Source organism: Neisseria mucosa (assembly GCF_003044445.1).
GTDB lineage: Bacteria > Pseudomonadota > Gammaproteobacteria > Burkholderiales > Neisseriaceae > Neisseria > Neisseria mucosa_A.
Window position 1 is genome coordinate 156,792 of the sequence record NZ_POWX01000001.1, and the last position, 20,663, is coordinate 177,454.

15 protein-coding genes are annotated in these 20,663 nt (G+C 54.1%); 4 read left to right on the top strand and 11 right to left on the bottom strand.

Annotation, left to right across the window (positions count from 1 at the left end; translation table 11 throughout):
* The 7 genes from nuoG to DBY90_RS00935 form a co-directional block, all read right to left on the bottom strand.
* The gene (nuoG, locus tag DBY90_RS00905; RefSeq protein WP_070493255.1) at nt 1-2,262 is read right to left on the bottom strand and encodes an NADH-quinone oxidoreductase subunit NuoG; all 2,262 of its coding nucleotides are present in this window, start codon (nt 2,260-2,262) and stop codon (nt 1-3) included.
* Between the two features lie 58 nt (nt 2,263-2,320).
* The gene (gene nuoF / locus DBY90_RS00910; RefSeq protein WP_070493258.1) at nt 2,321-3,616 is read right to left on the bottom strand and encodes an NADH-quinone oxidoreductase subunit NuoF; all 1,296 of its coding nucleotides are present in this window, start codon (nt 3,614-3,616) and stop codon (nt 2,321-2,323) included.
* A gap of 314 nt (nt 3,617-3,930) precedes the next feature.
* On the bottom strand, nt 3,931-4,404 hold the full coding sequence (gene nuoE, locus DBY90_RS00915; protein ID WP_003741945.1) for an NADH-quinone oxidoreductase subunit NuoE: 474 nt from the start codon (nt 4,402-4,404) through the stop codon (nt 3,931-3,933).
* Entirely contained in the window at nt 4,404-5,660 is a 1,257-nt protein-coding gene (gene nuoD / locus DBY90_RS00920) for an NADH dehydrogenase (quinone) subunit D (protein WP_009310869.1), read from the bottom strand. Before nuoD ends, nuoE begins: the two co-directional genes overlap by 1 nt.
* On the bottom strand, nt 5,650-6,243 hold the full coding sequence (locus DBY90_RS00925) for an NADH-quinone oxidoreductase subunit C (RefSeq protein WP_003765094.1): 594 nt from the start codon (nt 6,241-6,243) through the stop codon (nt 5,650-5,652). Before DBY90_RS00925 ends, nuoD begins: the two co-directional genes overlap by 11 nt.
* A gap of 12 nt (nt 6,244-6,255) precedes the next feature.
* Nucleotides 6,256-6,738, bottom strand: coding sequence for a NuoB/complex I 20 kDa subunit family protein (locus tag DBY90_RS00930; RefSeq protein ID WP_003677002.1), 483 nt, complete (start codon nt 6,736-6,738; stop codon nt 6,256-6,258).
* On the bottom strand, nt 6,729-7,085 hold the full coding sequence (locus DBY90_RS00935; RefSeq protein WP_003741940.1) for an NADH-quinone oxidoreductase subunit A: 357 nt from the start codon (nt 7,083-7,085) through the stop codon (nt 6,729-6,731). The genes DBY90_RS00930 and DBY90_RS00935 overlap by 10 nt, the downstream gene beginning before the upstream one ends.
* A gap of 358 nt (nt 7,086-7,443) precedes the next feature.
* Here DBY90_RS00935 and DBY90_RS00940 point away from each other — a divergent pair, with 358 nt between their 5' ends.
* Nucleotides 7,444-8,061 carry a tellurite resistance TerB family protein gene (locus tag DBY90_RS00940; protein ID WP_070493261.1) on the top strand — a complete coding sequence of 206 codons (618 nt, stop codon included), beginning with the start codon at nt 7,444-7,446 and terminating at the stop codon, nt 8,059-8,061.
* 89 nt (nt 8,062-8,150) lie between these two features.
* Here DBY90_RS00940 and DBY90_RS00945 read toward each other — a convergent pair whose 3' ends face one another.
* The 4 genes from DBY90_RS00945 to DBY90_RS00960 form a co-directional block, all read right to left on the bottom strand.
* The gene (locus tag DBY90_RS00945) at nt 8,151-12,359 is read right to left on the bottom strand and encodes a translocation/assembly module TamB domain-containing protein (RefSeq protein ID WP_070493264.1); all 4,209 of its coding nucleotides are present in this window, start codon (nt 12,357-12,359) and stop codon (nt 8,151-8,153) included.
* A gap of 455 nt (nt 12,360-12,814) precedes the next feature.
* Nucleotides 12,815-13,309, bottom strand: a complete 495-nt coding sequence (locus tag DBY90_RS00950) for a GlcG/HbpS family heme-binding protein (RefSeq protein ID WP_070492883.1) — start codon at nt 13,307-13,309, stop codon at nt 12,815-12,817.
* 188 nt (nt 13,310-13,497) lie between these two features.
* Nucleotides 13,498-14,343, bottom strand: a complete 846-nt coding sequence (locus tag DBY90_RS00955) for a mechanosensitive ion channel family protein (RefSeq protein ID WP_003741932.1) — start codon at nt 14,341-14,343, stop codon at nt 13,498-13,500.
* A gap of 83 nt (nt 14,344-14,426) precedes the next feature.
* The gene (locus tag DBY90_RS00960; protein ID WP_070492934.1) at nt 14,427-16,265 is read right to left on the bottom strand and encodes an autotransporter assembly complex protein TamA; all 1,839 of its coding nucleotides are present in this window, start codon (nt 16,263-16,265) and stop codon (nt 14,427-14,429) included.
* A gap of 299 nt (nt 16,266-16,564) precedes the next feature.
* Here DBY90_RS00960 and sstT point away from each other — a divergent pair, with 299 nt between their 5' ends.
* The 3 genes from sstT to purB all read left to right on the top strand — a co-directional run bounded on the left by sstT (nt 16,565) and on the right by purB (nt 20,321).
* Complete coding sequence (gene sstT / locus DBY90_RS00965) at nt 16,565-17,788, top strand: serine/threonine transporter SstT (protein WP_070492885.1); 1,224 nt, start codon at nt 16,565-16,567, stop codon at nt 17,786-17,788.
* Nucleotides 17,789-18,256: 468 nt separating this feature from the next.
* On the top strand, nt 18,257-18,850 hold the full coding sequence (locus DBY90_RS00970) for a YdcF family protein (protein ID WP_107986401.1): 594 nt from the start codon (nt 18,257-18,259) through the stop codon (nt 18,848-18,850).
* Between the two features lie 100 nt (nt 18,851-18,950).
* Nucleotides 18,951-20,321 (top strand): adenylosuccinate lyase, encoded by a 1,371-nt coding sequence (gene purB, locus DBY90_RS00975; RefSeq protein WP_107986403.1) that lies wholly within the window; start codon nt 18,951-18,953, stop codon nt 20,319-20,321.
* Nucleotides 20,322-20,663: the final 342 nt, after the last annotated feature.

Below are 20,663 nucleotides of genomic sequence, written 5' to 3' on the forward strand. Positions count from 1 at the left end.
TCAAGCTCCCGCCAGTTCAATAGTGTCCATCAACGCACCCAACGCGGCATTTTCGGTATGCAGCGGCAGATGCACCACGTTTTCAGGCAGTCCGGCATCGGCTTTGACCACCACGGACACGCCTGCGCCATTTTGTTTGGCAATGGCGGTTTGCCCGTCTTGCAGGCCTAAGCGCGCCAAAGTGTTTGGATTCACACGCGCGGCAGGCACGGCGGCATGGCTGGTCGCTTGTAACGGCGCGGAACGGCGCACGATGGCATCGGTGTGATAAATACCGACTCCGCCCACGCGCACGAGGCGGTTTGAGGTCGTCTGAAAATCTTTTTGAGTCGATGCGGCACGGTTGCTCAGTTTGGACGGCAGGCTTTCCGCGTCCAACGCGTCTTTCAGAATCGCGGCGGTATCGTGGTATTCAAAGCCTTGCAGGTCAAACAGGTTGCCCAATACGCGCAACACTTTCCACAGCGGACGCGAGTCGCCGAAGCCCTGAACGACACCGTGGAAGGATTGCAGACGGCCTTCCATATTGATGAAGCTGCCCGATGTTTCGGTAAACGGCGCAATCGGCAACAATACGTCGCACACGTCCAGCAGTGTTTCGCTGACAAACGGCGTAAACGCCATCACGCTTTTCGCCTGTTTCAACGCGGCTACGGCTTTTGTGCCGTCCGCCGTATCGATTTCCGGTTCGACGTTGAGCAGCAAGACTGCCTGTTTCGGCGCGTTTGCCATTTCGGCAACGCTCTCGCCTGAGTTCACGCCCAATACGTCCGCACCGACGCTGTTGGCAGCCTGCGGCAAAATACCCAGCACCGCGCCGGTTGCGTCCGCCAGCTCTTGTGCGGCGGCGTAAATCGCAGCGTAATCGGGATGGTTTTGCACTTCCGCGCCCAAAATCACCGCTGCTTTTTCAGCGTTTTTCAGGCTCACGGTAATCGCGTTTTCCGCATCGGCAGACAGGTTTTTCAGACGACCTGCCCACTCGTCGGGATGCACCGCTTCCTGAGCCAGAAGCGGCATAAACAACTCTTCCTTGCTGCTTGCCAACACGCTCAAGGCCATGCGCTCTTTAGCAGCGCGACGTAGGCGGGCGGTCAGAAGCGGCTGTTCTTTGCGCAGGTTCGCACCGACCACCAGTACGGCTTCGTTGTCCGCCAGCGATTCGATACTTTGTCCCAGCCATTGCGCACCATTGAGGTCGTCTGAAAGACGTTTGTCCTGTTGGCGCAGACGGGTGGCGAAATTTTTAACGCCCAAACCGTCGGCGAGTTTTTTGGCCAGATACAGTTCTTCAACCGTATTCATCGGGTTCGCCCAAATGCCGACTTGGTTTTGGTTGCCGTCTTTGGCGATACATTCAATTGCGCTGCGGACATATTCCAACGCAGTTTTCCAATCCACGTCCATCCATTCGCCGCCCTGTTTGATTTTCGGGTTTTTCAGACGGCTTTCGTGATACAGGCCTTCGTAGGCGAAACGGTCGCGGTCGGACAGCCAGCATTCGTTAATCGCTTCGTTTTCCAGCGGCAGCACACGGCGGACGGTATGGTCTTTGGTTTGTACAATCAGGTTGCTGCCCAAAGCGTCATGGGCGGAAACGGATTTGCGGCGGTTCAGCTCCCAAGTACGCGCGTTGAAACGGAACGGTTTGCTGGTCAGCGCGCCGACGGGGCACAAATCGATGACGTTGCCCGACAGCTCGGTTTCCACCGCTTTGCCGATAAAGGGCATGATTTCGGAGTGTTCGCCGCGATTCGCCATCGCAATTTCTTGCAAGCCGGCGATTTCTTCGGTGAAACGTACGCAGCGAGTGCAGTGGATGCAGCGGCTCATTTCCTCGGCGGAAACCAAAGGCCCCATGTCTTTGCCGACGACGGAACGTTTTTCTTCGGTGTAGCGGCTGGTGGTTTTACCGTAGCCCACCGCCAAATCCTGCAACTGGCATTCGCCGCCTTGGTCGCAGGTCGGACAGTCGAGCGGATGGTTGATGAGCAGGAACTCCATCACACCTTCCTGCGCCTCGCGGGCCTTCGCCGAATGCGTGCGCACAATCATGCCGTCCGTTACCGGCGTGGCACAGGCGGGCAGCGGTTTGGGGGCCTTTTCCACATCCACCAGACACATACGGCAGTTGGCGGCGATGGAGAGCTTTTTGTGGTAACAGAAATGCGGAATATAAGTACCGAGCTTGTGCGCGGCCTCAATCACCGTCGCGCCCTGCTCCACAGATACCTGTTTGCCGTCGATTTCGATTTGTAACATGGTTCGTTCCTAGTTACGGGTATTTGATAAATAATTCTTTTAGAGGCCGTCTGAAAACTTAGCACCACTTATTCGGCTTCATCGGTCCGCCGTGTTCAATGTAATGCACAAATTCATCACGGAAATGCTTGGTAAAGCTGCGGACGGGGAAGACGGCGGCATCGGCGAGGGCGCAGATGGTGCGGCCTGCCATTTGGTTGCCGACGGAATCCAGCAAATCCAAGTCTTCCATGCGGCCTTTGCCTTCTACGATGCGGTGGACGATGCGGTAGAGCCAGCCGGTGCCTTCGCGGCAGGGGGTGCATTGGCCGCAGGATTCGTCGTAGTAGAAGTAGCTTAACCGTTCAAGGGCTTTGACCATGCACACGTCTTCATCCATCACGATAATCGCGCCGGAACCGAGCATCGAGCCGGCTTTGGAAATCGAGTCATAGTCCATATTGGTCTGCATCATGATATCGGCAGGCAAAACTGGCGCGGACGAACCGCCGGGAATGACGGCCTTGAGTTTTTTACCGCCGCGCATACCGCCCGCCATTTTCAGGATTTCGGCAAACGGCGTGCCTAGCGGCACTTCATAGTTGCCCGGACGCTCGACATGACCGGAAATACAGAACAATTTAGTACCGCCTGCATTCGGAATGCCTTTGTCGGCAAACGCCTGACCGCCGTCGCGGACGATAAACGGTACGGAAGCGAAGGTTTCGGTATTGTTGATGGTGGTCGGCTTGCCGTACAGGCCGAACGAGGCGGGGAACGGCGGTTTGAAGCGCGGCTGGCCTTTTTTGCCTTCCAGCGATTCGAGCAATGCGGTTTCTTCGCCGCAAATGTATGCGCCGTAGCCGTGGTGGGCGAAGAGTTCGAATTCGAAGTCCGAACCTAAAATATTTTTACCCAAAAAACCTGCGGCGCGCGCTTGAGCGAGTGCGGTTTCAAAGCGTTGATAACCTTCAAAAATTTCGCCGTGAATGTAGTTGTAGCCCGCTTTCGCACCCATCGCGTAACCGGCGATAATCATGCCTTCAATCAGGGCATGGGGGTTGAACATGATGATGTCGCGGTCTTTGAACGTACCCGGTTCGCCTTCGTCTGTGTTGCAGACGACGTATTTTTCGCCGGGGAAGGAACGGGGCATAAAGCTCCATTTCAAGCCGGTCGGAAAGCCCGCACCGCCGCGCCCGCGCAGACCGGAGGTTTTGACTTCGTCAATCACGTCGGTTTGCGAGATGTTTTCGGACAGGATTCTACGCAGCGCGCTGTAACCGCCGCGTTTGACGTATTCGTCCAATGTCCAGCAGTCGGGATTGGCGGTATCCACTTGGTCAAAAATCACGCCTGATTGGTAAATAGCCATTTTTGGTGTGCCTGTTCGTTTTCGTATCGGTTGCGGCCGCTGTTTCAGACGACCTTAAGATGTCTTTGTGTATCGGCTTGTAACGTCGTCTGAAATAAAATCTAGTTTATCAAATCGATATTTTCAGACGACCTTCTATTCGTTTTGGTTGGATCTCGACCACTTTACTTGTCTGCCGTCATTCCCGCGCAGGTGGGAATGACGGCATTTCGGTATTTTAGTAGGTCGGATTCTTGAATCCGACATTTTGCCTTTTTACCCACTCTGTCGGATACAAGTATCCGACCTACGTTTAAATCGTCGTTTCAGACGACCTATTCCAACTCCGCCAGTTTCTTCTCAATCGCCTCTTCAGTCATAAAGCTGCACATGCTGTGGTTGTTTACCAGCATAACGGGGGCATCGCCGCATGCGCCCATGCATTCGCCTTCGACGAGGGTGAATTTGCCGTCGGGCGTGGTTTCGCCGTAGCCGATACCGAGTTTTTTCTTCAGGTATTCGCCGGTATCCATGCCGCCACGGAGGGCGCAGGGCAGGTTGGTGCAGACGGTCAGTTTGTATTTGCCGACAGGCTCGAGGTCGTACATATTGTAGAAAGTGGCGACTTCGTATGCCTGCGCCGGCGTGATGCCGATATAGTCGGCAACAAAGGCGATGGTTTCGGGAGCGAGCCAGCCTTTTTCGGTTTGGGCAATGCGCAACGCGCCCATGATGGCGGAACGGCGTTGGTCGGCGGGATATTTCGCCAACTCGATGTCGATTTGTTTTAAGGATTCTGCGGATAACATTATCGGTCAACCTCCCCGAATACGATGTCCTGCGTACCAATGATGGCAACAACGTCGGCGAGCATGTGGCCTTTTGCCATTTCGTCCATGCCTTGCAGGTGGGCGAAGCCGGGTGCGCGGATTTTCAGGCGGTAGGGTTTGTTTGCGCCGTCTGAAATGATGTAAACGCCGAACTCGCCTTTCGGGTGTTCGACAGCGGTGTAGGTCTCGCCCTCGGGAACGTGCATACCCTCGGTGAAGAGTTTGAAATGGTGAATCAGGTCTTCCATGCCTGTTTTCATTTCGGTGCGTTTGGGCGGGGCGAATTTGTGGTTTGTGGTGATGACCGGGCCGGGATTGACGCGCAGCCAGTCGGCACATTGTTTGATAATACGTACGGATTGGCGCATTTCTTCCATACGGCAGAGGTAGCGGTCGTAGCAGTCGCCGTTGACGCCGACGGGGATGTCGAAATCCATTTGGTCGTACACTTCATACGGCTGTTTCTTACGCACGTCCCACTCCACGCCCGAACCGCGCAACATGACGCCGGTAAAGCCTTTCTGCATGGCGCGTTCGGGGGAGACAACGCCGATGCCGACGGTACGTTGTTTCCAGATGCGGTTGTCGGTCAGGAGAGTTTCGAGTGTGTCGATGTTTTTCGGGAAGCGTTCGCAGAAGGCGTCGATGAAGTCGAGCATGGTGCCTTCGCGGGATTCGTTGAGCTGCTTCAATACTTTGGCGTTGCGGAATTTGCTGCTCTCGTATTTGGGCATAAAGTCGGGCAGGTCGCGGTAAACGCCGCCGGGACGGAAGTAGGCTGCGTGCATACGCGCGCCGGAAACGGCTTCGTACAAGTCCATCAGCTCTTCGCGGTCGCGGAAGGCGTAAAGGATGGCGGTCATCGCGCCGATGTCGAATGCGTGCGAACCGATGCCCATCAGGTGATTGAGGATACGCGTTACTTCGGCGAACATCACTCGGATGTATTGGGCGCGAATAGGCACATCAATTCCGGCGAGTTTTTCTACTGCCAAGCAGTATGCCTGCTCATTGACCATCATGGAAACGTAATCCAGCCTGTCCATATAAGGCAGGGCTTGCAGGTAGGTTTTGGTTTCCGCCAGTTTTTCGGTGCCTCGGTGCAGGAGGCCGATATGCGGGTCGGCACGGACGATTTGTTCGCCGTCCAACTCCAAAATCATACGCAATACGCCGTGCGCCGCAGGGTGTTGCGGGCCGAAGTTGATGGTGTAGTTTCTTAATTTATTGGCCACCGTAGTTCTCCTCACGGACGATACGCGGCGTGATTTCGCGCGGCTCGATGGTAACAGGTTGGTAAATCACGCGTTTTTGTTCTTCGTCGTAACGCATTTCCACATAGCCGGAAATCGGGAAGTCTTTGCGGAACGGGTGTCCGACGAAGCCGTAATCGGTCAGGATGCGGCGCAGGTCGGGATGGTTGTTGAACATAATGCCGTACAAATCGAAGGCTTCGCGCTCGTACCAATCCGCGCTGTTGTAAACGGGAACCACGGATTCGACCACGGGGAAATCGTCGTCTGAAACCCAGACGCGCACGCGGATGCGCTGATTGTTTTTAACGGAAAGAAGCTGGCTGACAACGGCGAAGCGTTTGCCCTGCCATGCTTCGTTTTTGTAAGTGCTGTAATCGACGCCGCACAAATCGACCAAAAGCTCGAAATGCAGTTCTTCATGGTCGCGCAACGTAGTCATCACTGAAATATAGTGTTCGGGCAGACACTCAACGGTAATCTCGCCCAAAGCGGAAATGACTTTGCTTGCCTGATTGCCCAAAACGCGGCTGACGGTATCGTATAAGTTTTGAATGCTTGCCATATCGTCCTCCCCTTACTCGTCCCGCGCGATGGTGGAAGTGCGCTTGATTTTTTGTTGGAGCTGCATCAGGCCGTAAATCAGGGCCTCCGCAGTCGGCGGACAACCCGGCACATAAACGTCCACAGGCACGACACGGTCGGCACCGCGCACGACGGAATAAGAATAATGATAGTAGCCGCCGCCGTTGGCACACGAACCCATGGACAATACCCAACGCGGCTCGGCGAGCTGGTCGTACACGCGGCGCAGGGCGGGCGCCATTTTGTTGGTGAGCGTACCCGCCACAATCATCAGGTCGGCCTGACGGGGCGACGGACGGAAAATAATGCCGAAACGGTCAAGGTCGTAACGCGCCATACCCGCGTGCATCATTTCCACGGCGCAGCAGGCCAAACCGAAAGTAACCGGCCACAGCGAACCGGTACGCATATAGTTCAGCACCGTATCCGCGCTGGTGGTGATGAAACCTTTTTTCAAAACGCCTTCTATTCCCATTCCAGCGCACCTTTTTTCCATTCGTAAACAAAGCCTACCGTCAGAACGACGATAAACACCAGCATAGACCAGAAACCGTATGCGCCCAAATCTTTGAACACCACCGCCCACGGCAGCATAAACGCAACCTCCAAATCGAAGAGGATGAACAGGATGGCGACGAGATAATAACGCACGTCAAACTTCATCCTGGCGTTTTCAAAGGCTTCGAAACCGCATTCGTAAGCCGCGTCTTTTTCGGCGTAGTGGTGTTTCGGACCTAAAATCGTGCCGAGCAGGATAAACAGCACGCCGGCAGCGAGGCCGACGAGGATGAATACGAGGACGGGAAAGTAACTGGCCAACATGGTTTATGCCTAACTGGTTGACAGACAAATCTTAATATCCTGCTATTTTATCGAATTTCAAAATCCATTTAAAGGTAAATGTCGGTCAACTGTTAAAAAAATCCTAATAAATTCAATAAGTTTATGATAACGATTCTTATTTGTGTTTTGTTTCTTACCGTTTTATTTACCTCTTGCGGACAGTTCGCTATCCTTTTTGCAGGTAATGCTTAACGATCCCGAAACCCTGCCCGATTTGATTTTCAGACGACCACCCCTATGCTTCATAAGCATTTGCATCCTTTAACACCTCCATGCCTTGTTTTAAGTCTGAATACCCATATGATTTAAAAACCCACCCTCAAAAAGGACAATCACAATGAATTTCAACAATCTGCTCAACCAAATTTTGGGAACGGTTCAAAAAAACAGCCGATCCGTATCCGACAGCCCGCTTAATTCTTTCGGCGGCGGCGCATTAGTGGCAGGACTGGCTTCTATGCTGATGAAAAAGAAAAACACCAAAAAACTGGTCAAGGCCGGTTCGGTCGCAGCTTTGGGTTATATTGCCTACAAAGGCTATCAAAGCTGGCAGCAAAACCGCAACCAACCCGAATTGCCGCAACAAGCGTTCGAACCTGTCGGTCAACTTGCCGAAACACACAGCCGCGTCATCCTGCGCACCATGATTGCAGCCGCCGCATCGGACGGGTTGATTGATGAAGCGGAAAAACAGGTTATTGCCCATGAAAGCGGTACAGATACAGAAACCGCCGCCTGGCTAGCCGCCGAATATGAAAGACCGGCAACAGTCGAGGAAATCGCAGCAGCCGTCGGCAACGATGAAGCTTTGGCCGCAGAAACCTATCTGGCGGCAAGATTGGTGTGTGCCGATTTATCCCGTAAAGAAATCGTGTTCTTAAGCCGGCTGTCGCAAGCCTTGAAACTGGATGACCAGTTGGTGGAAAATTTGGAAAAGCAGCTTGATTTGGCTTGATAATAAGCAGGCAGACTTAAAAATATAAAGAAGGTCGTCTGAAAACCCTAAAGTGTGGTTTTCAGACGACCTTTTCCTTTCCGTCGGCGTTATTGCGTTTGCGCGGCTTTTTGTTTTTCCGCTTCTTCGATTTTTCGGTCGTTTTCGTAATCCGAACGGAAGAGCCTGTCGAAACGGATGGTGTATTTCAACTCGCCGCCGTATGAACGGCTGCCGACGCGGGCGATGACTTGGATGGCGCGCGTGAGCTGGTACACGAGTTTGACGGACTGTTCGGCACTGGAAATACCGTATTCGTAACCTACGTAGAGGTTGTTGGTGAACTGTTTGCCGACGGTCAATACTTGTTCGGCAGGGTTGAGTTCGCCGGTTTGGGCATTGCGGCTGCGCTGGCTGGTAATGCCCAAATCGTCCACCAGTCCGAGCCTGTCGTTGACTTGTCCGGCAAGCAGCGCACCTGCTGCTGCGGAAAGTGCGGCATTGTCGCCGTCGCTGCCGCTGCTGGCGCGGTTGAGGATGAGCCAAGAGAGTTTGTCCTTTTCGCTCATCGCTTCCTTGGCAACAAGGGTCACGCGCGGATTGGCGAGGCTGCCGAGAACTTCGACGCCTGCACCGACAGGGGAAAGACGGCGTTCGGCGCGGATGTTCAGGTTGGGGTTATTCAACGGACCAACGAAAGAAACCGTACCTTTGGTGATGTCGAGGTCTTGACCGTAGGCTTTGTAGCGGCCTTTGACGACTTTCACCGTACCGACGCCCTGAATGGTTTCCCCCGGTCGGGCAATGATATTCAGCCTACCGCCTATGGTGATGTCTGCGCCGTAACCGACAAAACGGATATTGTCGTTGAGGTTGAGCGTGAGGTTAAGGTTGATAGGCGTCACGGCGGCGGTTTGTTTTTGCTCTTCACCCAAGACGACGACATCGTCGTCCAACGAGGGCATGGAGGATTTTTGCGAACCGAACATACCGTAGTCGCTGTTTAACGTACCGTTGAGGAACACGCCTTTTTGCTGGTTGTATTGCACTTTCGCGCTGCCGGAGAGGCGCAGGCGGCGGTTCGGACGGGAAAGGGTGTCGTATTTGTCGAAGACGACATCCACATCAACGTCAGGGTCGGCGTTGGCAAGGTTGACGGAGCCTTTCAGCTCAAGCGTACCGCCTTTGTGGAACTTGAGGCTGTCGATGACCCAGCGTTGTCCCTGCAAATGAGAACGTAAAACGCCGTTGTCGAGGATGAGGCCTTGGGTTTGGTTGCGGTAGTAGAGGTTTTCGCCGTTGAGCGTACCGGAAAGCTGCGGTTCGCCGACGCGTCCGCCAAGGCTGACGGCGGCATTCAGACGACCTTTGACGGTTTGTCCGACGGGTAGGAAGTTGCGGAAGACTTCGAGGTCGGCGACGTTGAGGTTGAGTTTGCCGCTCAAAGGCGCGGTGTCTATGCTTGAGCCTTGTCCGATGTTGACCGTACCGTCGGCAGCGCCGTAATTGCTGGTGCCGTTTAGGGTGGCGGCAACGGTAGGTGCGCCGACGCGCCCGCCTATGGTGGCGGCTACGTTCAGACGACCCGTAATGCCTTGCGCGGTGGCGGGCAGGAAGGTTTTGATGGCACCCAAGTCGGGGACATTGAGGTTGATTTTGCCGCTTATGGGCGCGTTGGCGATTTTGTTGCCGAACTGCTGGCTGATGCCCAGATTGGCGTTGACGTTGCCGAAACGGGTGCTGCCGTCAAGCGTGCTGTCGATGCGGCCGTTTTGGAAACGGGTGCGCAGGGAGAGCGCGCTCAAGCCCAAAGGCATCTGTTTTTTCGGATCTTTGTTCGGCAGGATGATGTCGCCGCTTTGGCGGTTGATGTTGAGGTAGCCGCGGGCATTTTGACTGTACGCCAAATCCCAATCGCCGCCGAGTACCAAGTTGTGTTCGACGGGGATTTTGACGAAGTTTTGCAACTCGGTGATGTGCAGGCTTTGCGCGCTGCCCTTGCTGGTGATGCCGGCTTTTTTGTCCCAAACGAAGTTTTGCAGGTTGAGGCTGCCGCCCATCACACTCCAGCGCGCCGCGCTCATGGAAACGCGTTCCGCACCTGCTTCGAGGTTCATACGGTTTTGCAGTTTGAGGTTGAACGCGCCGCCGATGTCGAGCGTGTCCACGCTGCCCTTCCACTGATTGAAGTCTTTGTTCAGACCGCCCGCCGCGTTGACTTCGAGTTTGTAGGGTTTGCCGTCCAACGCCATGCTGCTGCTGCCGTGTATGCGGTGTTGCGCACCCGTACCGTTAAGGGACAGGTTGACCGCATCGATGACGGTCGCGCCGCCGGAAAGGGCGATGTGGCTGCCTTTTATGTCGGCGGCAAGCGGACGGTTGATGTCGGGCGTGCCTTTGAGTTTGAAGTCAAGCATACGGATGTTGACGGCATCGCCGACTCGCAGGGCGCGCGCTTCGCCGGAAAGGTCGGCTTCGTAGGTTTTCAGTCCGCCCTTGAGGTCGCCTGAAATATAGCCGCGCGTATTGAGCAGCCCGCCCAGTCCGAAACCGAAACGGGAAAGGTCGGGAGCGGTGATGTCAAGATTGAGGCGGTCGCCTTTTTTACCGAAGCTGCCGTTGGTTTTAACGATATTGTTGCCCAAACGCAAATCGGTCAGCGCGCGCGGGAGGTGTCCGGATTCGTAAACGACGTCGGCTTTACCGCTGAGGGGAACGTTATTTAACGTACTCGGTGCAAACTGCATTTTGCCGGCGAATTTTTCTTTCGCCAGTTCGCCTGAAAGATTGATGGTGCCGTTGACGCTGCCTGCGGGCAGTTTCGGGTCGAGGCGGGACGGGTTGAACGCCTTGCTGGAAATGTCGAGCTTGAGCAGGCGGTCTTTGAAAAGTTCGAGCGAACCTTGCGCCGTCAGTTCGCCGCCGTTTTGCGGAGCGACGCGGACGCGGTCAAGTTTGAGGGTGCGCTGTCCGAGTTTTCTGTCAGTGGCGAAGGACAACAGGCCGGAAAGTTGCGCGTTGCTGCTTTCAAGATTCCAGTCCACAGCGGGCGATGAGGTTTCACCTTTGACACCGATAAACCCGTTCCACTGACCGGCAACATTGGTGCGGACGAGGTCGTCTGAAACGAGGTTGTTCACATTAATCTTGAGCGCCAGCGCGTTTTTCACCGTATCGACCGTACCGGCAACATTGAACGAACCTTCCTCCAACAGCCCGATTTCAGATTCTTGGACGGTTACCACGCCGTTGTCGTTGATGGTGAAGTCCGCCAGAATGTTGCGCACCGGAATGGATTTTGCATCGGCAAAACCCGCCGCCTTGTTTTCCAAGTCGAGCGAGCCGTCCAACGCGATACCGTGCGTAAACGAAGGCACAACGGTCGCGTCAAATGTCAGGTTTGCCTTGGGCAGCGACGGCAGGAACGCGGTCGGATTGATGTTGAAACCCTTGATCAGCACCTCGCCGATCATCTTGTCCAACGAAGCGGCAAACGGATGCACCGTAGATTTCGCCGACAAATGCACATTCTCGCCGTCCAGCAGGATTTCAGTCTGCACGTCCTGCAAGCTGCCCCACAGGCGCGCCTTACCCTCTATCGTCTCGCCTTCCAGCTCGCCCTTCGTCTGAATCGTCGTATTGAGCGCAAACGGCTTCTCCAGCCCTACCACCGCCGAACCCGTCGAATTGCTCCACGGCGTATCGAGGGTTTTCAAATCCAAGCGGTGTTCTTTCTGATCATAATGGTATGCCGCATTCAGATGGTCGAGATAGGCCGTCTGCTTGTCAAAATTTTTGCCCACGCTGAGTCTGCCCGTTTCCAAACGGTCGATAAACACCAACACAGGCAAATCAATGCTCTCAGGCAGCCCTTTGGACGGCTTTTTCTCTTTCGGCGGCGTCGGCTTCGGCACGACCGCAATATCGCCCGCCACAATTTCAGTAATGTGCAGGCTGCGCTGAAACAGCTCGGACGGGTTCCAATCAAAACGGAACGCGCTGATTTTCACATCCGCCCCATCCGTTTCAATCATCCACTTATCGCCGTGAAAACCCTTAACCAGCGTACCTTCCAGCGTTTCCGACGCAATCTTCACGCCAAACCACGACGGAATCTTGTACAAACCGAAACGCAAACCCGATTCCGTCCCCACCAGCCAAGCAATAAAGCCCGCCAGCGCACACACCAACACAACCAACGTCAGCAACAGACCCCGCAACCAGCGTCTCTTGCGCTTGGGCGGGGTGGGTTGTGTTTCAGACGACGTAGGCACACTGTTTGGCGTTTCTTGGGTTTCTTGGACTGCTGTTTCGGACATCTTGACTTTCTTGTATGACTTAACGGCTGCACAGGACTCCGCCGCACCTGACGGAATCGACTTTTCAGACGACCTATAGTGGATTAACTTTAAACCAGTACGGCGTTGCCTCGCCTTGCCGTACTATCTGTACTGTCTGCGGCTTCGTCGCCTTGTCCTGATTTAAAGTTAATCCACTATATATTACCTATTATATTAAGGACAGGTCGTCTGAAAAAGGATAATCATATCCCATTGCGGCGAATTGTGCTTGGGAAAGACAGCATTTCAGGTTTCAGACGACCCCATATACCCAAACGCCATGCCCACAGCGGTAAAATGCCAACAAATGTAAAAAGGTCGTCTGAAAAGATTGCAGGGATTAAAACCCACATTTTTCAGACGACCTCTGCCTATTTCAGCAACCCAACGCAAATCAATGAAAAGAAACGCGTCAAGTTGCCTTAAGCTGCGGTTTACCTTCCCGACAATACCGCCGCACCTGCTTTCGCGACGCTTTCGTCTTCATCGACCGAGCCGCCGCTCACGCCGACACTGCCGACGATAACACCGTTTTTATCCACCAGCAGCACACCGCCGGGAAAAATCACCAAACCATCATTGGTCACCTCAATACCGTAAAGCTCGCCGCCCGGCTGCGAAGCCTTGCCCAAATCGCGGGTGGACATATTGAAATAGCGTGCTGTTTTCGCCTTTTTCTGCGCAATATCAATGCTGCCGATAAACGCATCGTCCATACGCGCAAACGCCTTCAAATTACCGCCCGCGTCCATGACCGCGATATTCATCGGCACCTTGATTTCACGCGCCTTTTTCATCGAAGCCTGCACCACCGCCTGCGCCTGAGCCGTCGTCAAATCGCCCGGCAGCGTTTTGGTCAAATCCGCCGAAAACGCCGGCGCACCCAATGCCAAAGTACACAACAATGCAACTGATTTTATGCCGCGCATAACTGTCTCCTTGTATTGAATCAATGAAAGGTACTGCACTTTTGATTGTATGCCTGTCGGCGGGAAGAATAAAGGTCGTCTGAAAACCTGATTTTCAAGTTTTCAGACGACCTCGGATGGGTTTTGGGTTTCAAACACCGTATGCCCACAGCTTCAGCAGGTCGGATTCGCCAATCCGAAACTTACCCTTACCCCTGCTTCTGGATGATATGCACGTCGCGTTGCGGGAAAGGAATATTGATATTGGCGGCGCGCAGGTTTTCCACTACCTGCTCGTTCAGCCCGAAGCGGAACGCGCCCAAATCGGCTTCATTCGTCCACGCCCAAAGCGTGATTTCGATGGCGCTGTCGCCCAAGTTGGTAATAAATGTTACCGCTTCTTTGCCTGGAGTCTGCACACACAGAGGATGCTCGGTGGCGGCTTTTAAAACAGCGGCTTTGGCGGCTTTCAAATCACAGGCGTAATCGACGCCGACTACCACCTGCACGCGGCACAGCGGCATGGAAGAACGATTCACGATACTGTTGCTCATAACGACGCTATTAGGCAGGATGACTTCTTCGTTATCCGGCGTACTCAGCGCGGTCTGCACCATTTTAATTTCGCTAACAACGCCTTCGAAGCCGTTGACTTTGATGTAGTCGCCGACTTTAAACGGACGGAACAGAATAATTAGTGCGCCGGCGGCAAAGTTCGACAGCTGGTCTTTCAGCGACAAAGCCACCGCCAAGCCCGCGCCGCCGATTAAGGCGGTAACCGACGTGGTCGGAATGCCCAGCTTGCCCAGTGCGGCAATAATAATCAGGATTAACAGGCCGACATTAGCCACATTGCCGAGGAAGCTGACGAGCGTTCTGTCCACTTTGGCGCGGGTCAGCGCAGCTTTCATCAAAATAACAAGGCGGGAAGCTATCCATCTGCCGACAAAGAAAATCGCCAACGCGGCAACGAGGTTGGTACCGAATGCCATGCCGATTTCAACGAGACGTTCCCAGCCTGAGAATGAAGAGAGGTTTTCAAGATCGAAATTCATGATTTTTATTTATGGTTCAAGAATGGTAAAAATTTTGGATATTATGGGTTTTGCACCAAGCCTGTCCACATTTTCAGACGACCTTAAAACCTTGTACCCAAGCTGATGTGCCAACGGAGTTTCTTGTCTTGGTGTCCGTAGGCAAGGTCGAAGGAGAACGGGGCGACGGGGCTGAACCAGCGCACGCCGACACCGGTACCGTGTTGCATACTCATGTTTTTGAAATTGCTGGTAACGTCGCCGACATCGTGGAAGATGGCGCCGGATACGCTTTTGGTAATTGGGAATTGGTATTCGAGGCTGCCGACCAGTAACGCCCTATCGGGTAGGATTGAATTTTTCGGACCTTCCAAGCCGATGCTGTCGAGTTCGTAACCGCGTATAGAAGATGCGCCGCCGGTGCGGAACATTAAACTGGAAGGCACGTCTTTGCCTTCGTGGGCGTAAACGTAGCCTGCTTGTCCGCGCACGATGAAGGTACCGAGTTTTTTGTTTTCAGGCGTGTAGAAATAGCCTGCGCGGGCGGTGGCGCGCGCCATGGCGGTGGAAGAAAGGAGCTTGCCCAGCGTTACGCCGACTTTGCCGTCGAGGTAGTAGCCGTTTTCGGGACGCAGTTCAGTTTCGATGTTTTGGCGTTTCCACGAGGCGGTCAGCATGGTGGCGTGGCTGCGACCGAGGTCGTAATTGGTATCGGGGACTTTGCGTTCTTCGGTAATAAATTCAATACCGAGACGCGATTCGATGCTGTTGCGGTCGCGCACGCGCCAAATGCCGCTGGTCAGGGCGCGTTTTTCAAGATTTTGTGTGGTCGAGCGGTTGTAGGACGTGTTGGTCGTCCAATATTTGCCTTCGCTGTTGCGCGGCTGGCTGATACCGGCGGCAAGGGTGGTTTCGTATTTGTCCATGTCCCAAACGACGGAACCGATGTAGCCTTTGTTGAAGAGGTTGTAATAGTCGTAGCCGATGCGTCCGCCGAGACCGTATTCGGAATCGTAGCGGATACCGGTTTCGAGTTTGTGGCGTTTGACTTCGGTTACGTTGACTTTGACGGGCACGCGGTCGCCTTGGAGTCGGTCGAAGTCGGCTTGGACGGATGCGCCGGAGTAATGTCCGTTTTGTTCGAGCGCTTGTTGGAAGTCGAGCAAGAGGTCGAGGTCGTAAGGCGCGCCGGGTTTGAAGCGTGCCAGACCGGCGACGACGTTGTCGGGATAGCGGCGGGTACCGGTGATTTCAAAGTCGCCGAAATAAATGGGACGGTTGCTTTCGACGATCACGTTCAGATCGGCGGTGTTGTTGTTGGGATTGACGGTGGCTTGGGTGTTGCTGAGTTTGGCAAGCGGGTATTTTTTACGGGTTACTGCGCTGAGGACGGAGGTTTTGCTGCCGCTCCAGCCGTCTTGGTCAAAGTATTCGCCAACGGGCTGCTGCCAGTTGAGCATGGCTTTTTGGTAATACTCGGCAAGGTTGTCGTCTGAAAGGATGTCACCGAGGATGGCGACGCTGACGTTGTCGATTTTGGTGCGCGGGCCGGGATTGACGGCGACGGTATAGCTCGAACCGTTGTCTTGGACGTTGACGCTGCCGTTGAAATAGCCTTTGGTTTTGAGCATGGTTTTGACGTTGTCGGGCGCTTCTTCGGCGAGGAAGCCGACCTGCTCTTTGTCCAACTCTTCGTCCTGCTGCTGGGTAATCAGCGGCAGGTATTCTTCGAGCATGGATTTGACTTCGCTGTTTTTGGTTTCGATTTTGACGGGAAACTTGGGCGTCAGTTTGCCTACTTTGTCAGCCTGCTCGGATTGCCCGCCCTGCTTGAAACCGGGAATCGGTTCGTAGTCTTCGGCACGCGGCAGATCGGCTGCGGCTGCGTGTCCGTAGGCAAGGGCGAGTGAAACAATCAAAATGGGCGAAGTCAGTCTGGTCATGGCAAAAAAATGTTTCAACGGCAGAAGGGTTCTAAATTCTACCATTATTTTCAATCGGGTTTAAAACCTGCCCGAGACGGAGGAGTCGTCTGAAAAGGCGGATGCGCCTGCCCCTGCGCGACAGAAGCAAAACACATTAACTCCCTCCAATCCGAAAAATACAGCACAAACTGCCCAATTCTCTAAAAAATCAAGCATTTTTCGCCACAACAATCGATTTGATATGTAAACCTGCGCAATAATTGATATTTTCTTTTAAAATGCAACGTTTCTTAACACATAAAGTAAGAGGACGTATCATGGCAAGTGGTAATCCACTGCTGAACGCAGTCAACCGTATCGGACTTGTCCCGCAAATCATCATCGGTTTGATGTTGGGCGTCTTGGTCGGCTCCATTTCCCCGAAAGCAGGTTTGGGCGCAGGGCTGCTCGGCGAATTGTTCGTCGGCGCATTGAAAGCCGTCGCCCCCGTATTGGTGTTTGTCTTAGTAACCGCCGCGCTGGTGCAATACCGCAAAGGCGGCGAAGCCAAAATCAAACCCATCATTATTCTGTATCTCGTCGGCACATTTGCCGCAGCCGCCGTCGCCGTTGCCGCCAGTATGGCATTCCCGACCGCGCTGGTGTTTAAAGACGTAGCTACCTCCACCCTCGCCCCGCCCTCCGGCATCATCCAAGTCCTCAAAGAGCTTTTGATGAAGCTCGTGTCCAACCCGATTAACGCCATCGCGCAAGCCAACTACATCGGCATTCTCGCATGGGCGTTGGTTTTAGGCTCCGCATTGCGCCACCACGGCTCCGACACCACCCGCCAAGTCGTCGCCGACCTCTCCGACGCCGTTACCACCGTCGTGCAATGGGTTATCCGTTTCGCCCCCTTGGGTATTTTCGGACTGGTCTCCCAAACCGTTGCCGAAACCGGCTTTTCCGCCTTCCTCAGCTACGGACGCCTGCTGGCCGTCCTGCTCGGCAGCATGGCGTTTATCGCCCTCGTCGTGAACCCGCTCATCGTCTGGTCGCAAACCCGCAAAAACCCCTACGGACTGGTCTTCACCTGCCTGCGCGAAAGCGGACTCTACGCCTTCTTCACCCGCTCCTCCGCCGCCAACATCCCCGTCAACATGGCATTGGCGAAAAAACTCGGCTTGCATGAAGACACCTACTCCGTCTCCATCCCGCTGGGCGCAACCATCAACATGGCAGGTGCAGCGATTACCATCACCGTCTTAGCCATGGCAGCCGCCTACACCAAAGGCATCGTCGTCGATTACCCAACCGCCCTGCTCCTGAGCCTCGTCGCCACCGTCGGCGCATGCGGCGCATCCGGCGTTGCCGGCGGCTCGCTGCTGCTGATCCCCGTCGCCTGCAGCCTCTTGGGCATCGACAACGATTTCGCCATGCGCGTCGTCGGCGTCGGCATGATTATCGGCGTAATCCAAGACTCCGCCGAAACCGCCCTCAACTCCTCCACCGACGTACTCTTTACCGCCGCCGCCGACTTAGGCAGCCGCCGCAAAGAATAAAGATTTGGTTATTTCTCAAAAAGTCAAAAGGTCGTCTGAAATTTCAGACGACCTTTTTTCTATACTATTAAATCGAATTCATATACCCATACCGTCATTCCCGCGCAGGCGGGAATCCAGACATTCAGTTTTCAGAAATGTTTGGAGGTTGCCGTAATGCCAAACTTCTGGATTCCCGCCTGCGCGGGAATGACGGCATGAGTGGTTTCTATTTTAAACCGATATACTGTGCAGTTTAGGCAGATCGGACTTTTGAATCAGATATAGGTCTCCGACATACATCCCTACCCTCTTCCGCCACACAAATTTTCCGCTACGCCAGAAAGATAACCTAAACCTAAATAAAAGGTCGTCTGAAAATCCTGTTTTCAGACGACCTTTTGCTGTATGAATTTCGTAAAATTAAGGAATAATCGGAACCTGCCCGTACAGTCGCGTTCCAACTACTTTCATCTTTTTAGGATTCGGATGTTCAAAAAAATCCTCGTTTTTATATTGGTTTTATTCTTTACCGCTGCGCTTTTGCCGCTGTGGATTATGTGGCGCGATTTTCAGGTGTCGCGGTTGGATGCGGATACGGTGCGTCCGGCGGATGCTGCGGTTGTGCTTTCGACCCGTGCTTATGAAGGGGGTCGTCTGAATCCTTGTTTGGTGGCGCGCGTTGAAGCGGCCGTCGAGCTGTATCGTGCCGGCAAGGTGAAGAAGCTGGTGATGACGGGAGGAATCAGCCGTGATTTGCAGTCTTCCGCGGGCAATATGCAGATGATTGCGGAGAAAATGGGCGTACCGAAGGCAGATATTATTCAGGAACGGGAAGCGGGCAATACGTTTGAAAACATCGTGTTCAGCCGAAAATTTATCGAAAACAGCCCACGCGTCGTCATCGTCAGCGCCGGTTTTCATTTGGCGCGGGCGCGGATGATGGCGGACAAGCAGTGGCAGGGACACGATATTCAGGTGTATGCCGCGCCGTTTTGTTCCGAGCCCTACGGCGGCTACGGTTTCACGGTATTGCGCGAGTCGGCGGCGTTTGTCAAAAACGCTTTGAAGGGAAGGTTGTAGTTTCAGACGACCCGAAGTTGCCGGGTCAAATCATGTATAATTGCAAACAATTTGACTGTTTGATTTAACCGTTTGACCGACCTACCGACAGGACTCCGACATGATTAACCCTATCGCTGCACTTTCCCCCCTAGACGGCCGCTACGCCAAATCCGTTGAAGCATTGCGTCCGATTTTCTCCGAATACGGCCTGATGAGGGCGCGCGTCAAAGTCGAATTGAGCTGGCTCAAAGCCCTCGCCGCCGAACCGAAAATCACCGAAATTCCCGCCTTCAGCGATTTCACGCTTGCCGAAATCGACAAAGTCATCGAAAACTTTTCATTGGAAGACGCAGCCGCCGTCAAATCCATCGAAGCGACCACCAATCATGATGTCAAAGCCATCGAATACTGGCTTAAAGAACGCTTCGCCGGCGTACCCGAAGTCGCCGCCGCCAGCGAGTTCATCCACTTCGCCTGCACCAGCGAGGACATCAACAACCTGTCCCACGCCCTGATGCTGCAAGAAGCGCGCGAAACCGTCATCCTGCCGAAACTTGCCGAAATCATCGAAAAACTTACCGGCATGGCGCACGACCTTGCCGCCGTCCCCATGATGAGCCGCACCCACGGTCAGCCCGCCACACCGACCACTTTGGGCAAAGAAACCGCCAACATCGTGTACCGCCTGCAACGCCAGTTTAAAAACCTTCAGGCGCAAGAATTTCTCGGCAAAATCAACGGCGCGGTCGGCAACTACAACGCCCACATGGTCGCCTATCCCGACGTCGATTGGGAAACCCACTGCCGCAACTTCGTCGAAATCGGCCTCGGTCTGGCCTTCAACCCCTACACCATCCAAATCGAACCGCACGACTACATGGCTGAATTCTTCCAAACCCTCAGCCGCATCAACACCATCTTGATCGACTTCAACCGCGACGTTTGGGGTTATATTTCATTGGGTTACTTCAAACAAAAAGTCAAAGCAGGCGAAGTCGGCTCTTCCACCATGCCGCACAAAGTCAACCCCATCGACTTTGAAAACTCCGAAGGCAACCTTGGCATGGCCAACGCCGTATTGGGCTTCTTATCCGAAAAACTGCCCGTTTCCCGCTGGCAGCGCGATCTGACCGACAGCACCGTCCTGCGCAATATGGGCGTAGGCGTAGGCTATGCCGTGTTAGGTTTCGCCGCCCACCTGCGCGGCCTGAACAAACTCGAACCCAACCCCGCCGCACTGGCTGCCGATTTGGATGCCACTTGGGAGTTGCTCGCCGAACCGATTCAAACCGTGATGCGCCGCCACGGCGTCGCCAATCCTTACGAAAAACTGAAAGACCTGACACGCGGCAAAGGCGGCATCACGCCCGAAGTGCTGAAAGTCTTCATCGAATCGCTGGAAATCCCCGCCGAAGCCAAAGCCCAACTGCTCGCCCTGACCCCCGCGCTGTACATCGGCAAAGCGGAAGAATTGGCGAAACGGATTTGATGCAGCCTTGATGATTTGAGATTGAGTTGAAACAAAAGGTCGTCTGAAAACCAAGATTCAGGTTTTTCAGACGACCTTTCGTCATATTAAGAGTAGCGTGGGCTTTGCCCACGACTTTTAACCCAGACATCAGAATCCAATCATTTCTATTCATTCGTGGGTAAAACCCACGCTACGGGCTTAGTTTTTGATACGGAACTCGCCACTAGCTGTCATTCCCGCCCCCGCCTACGCGAGGACATTGCTGATTTGAATTGACTATATTCAGCGGGCAAAGCCCATGCTACGGGGTTCGGCTTATCCACAGCGTGTTTTGATTCATCGAGGTCGTCTGAAAACTGG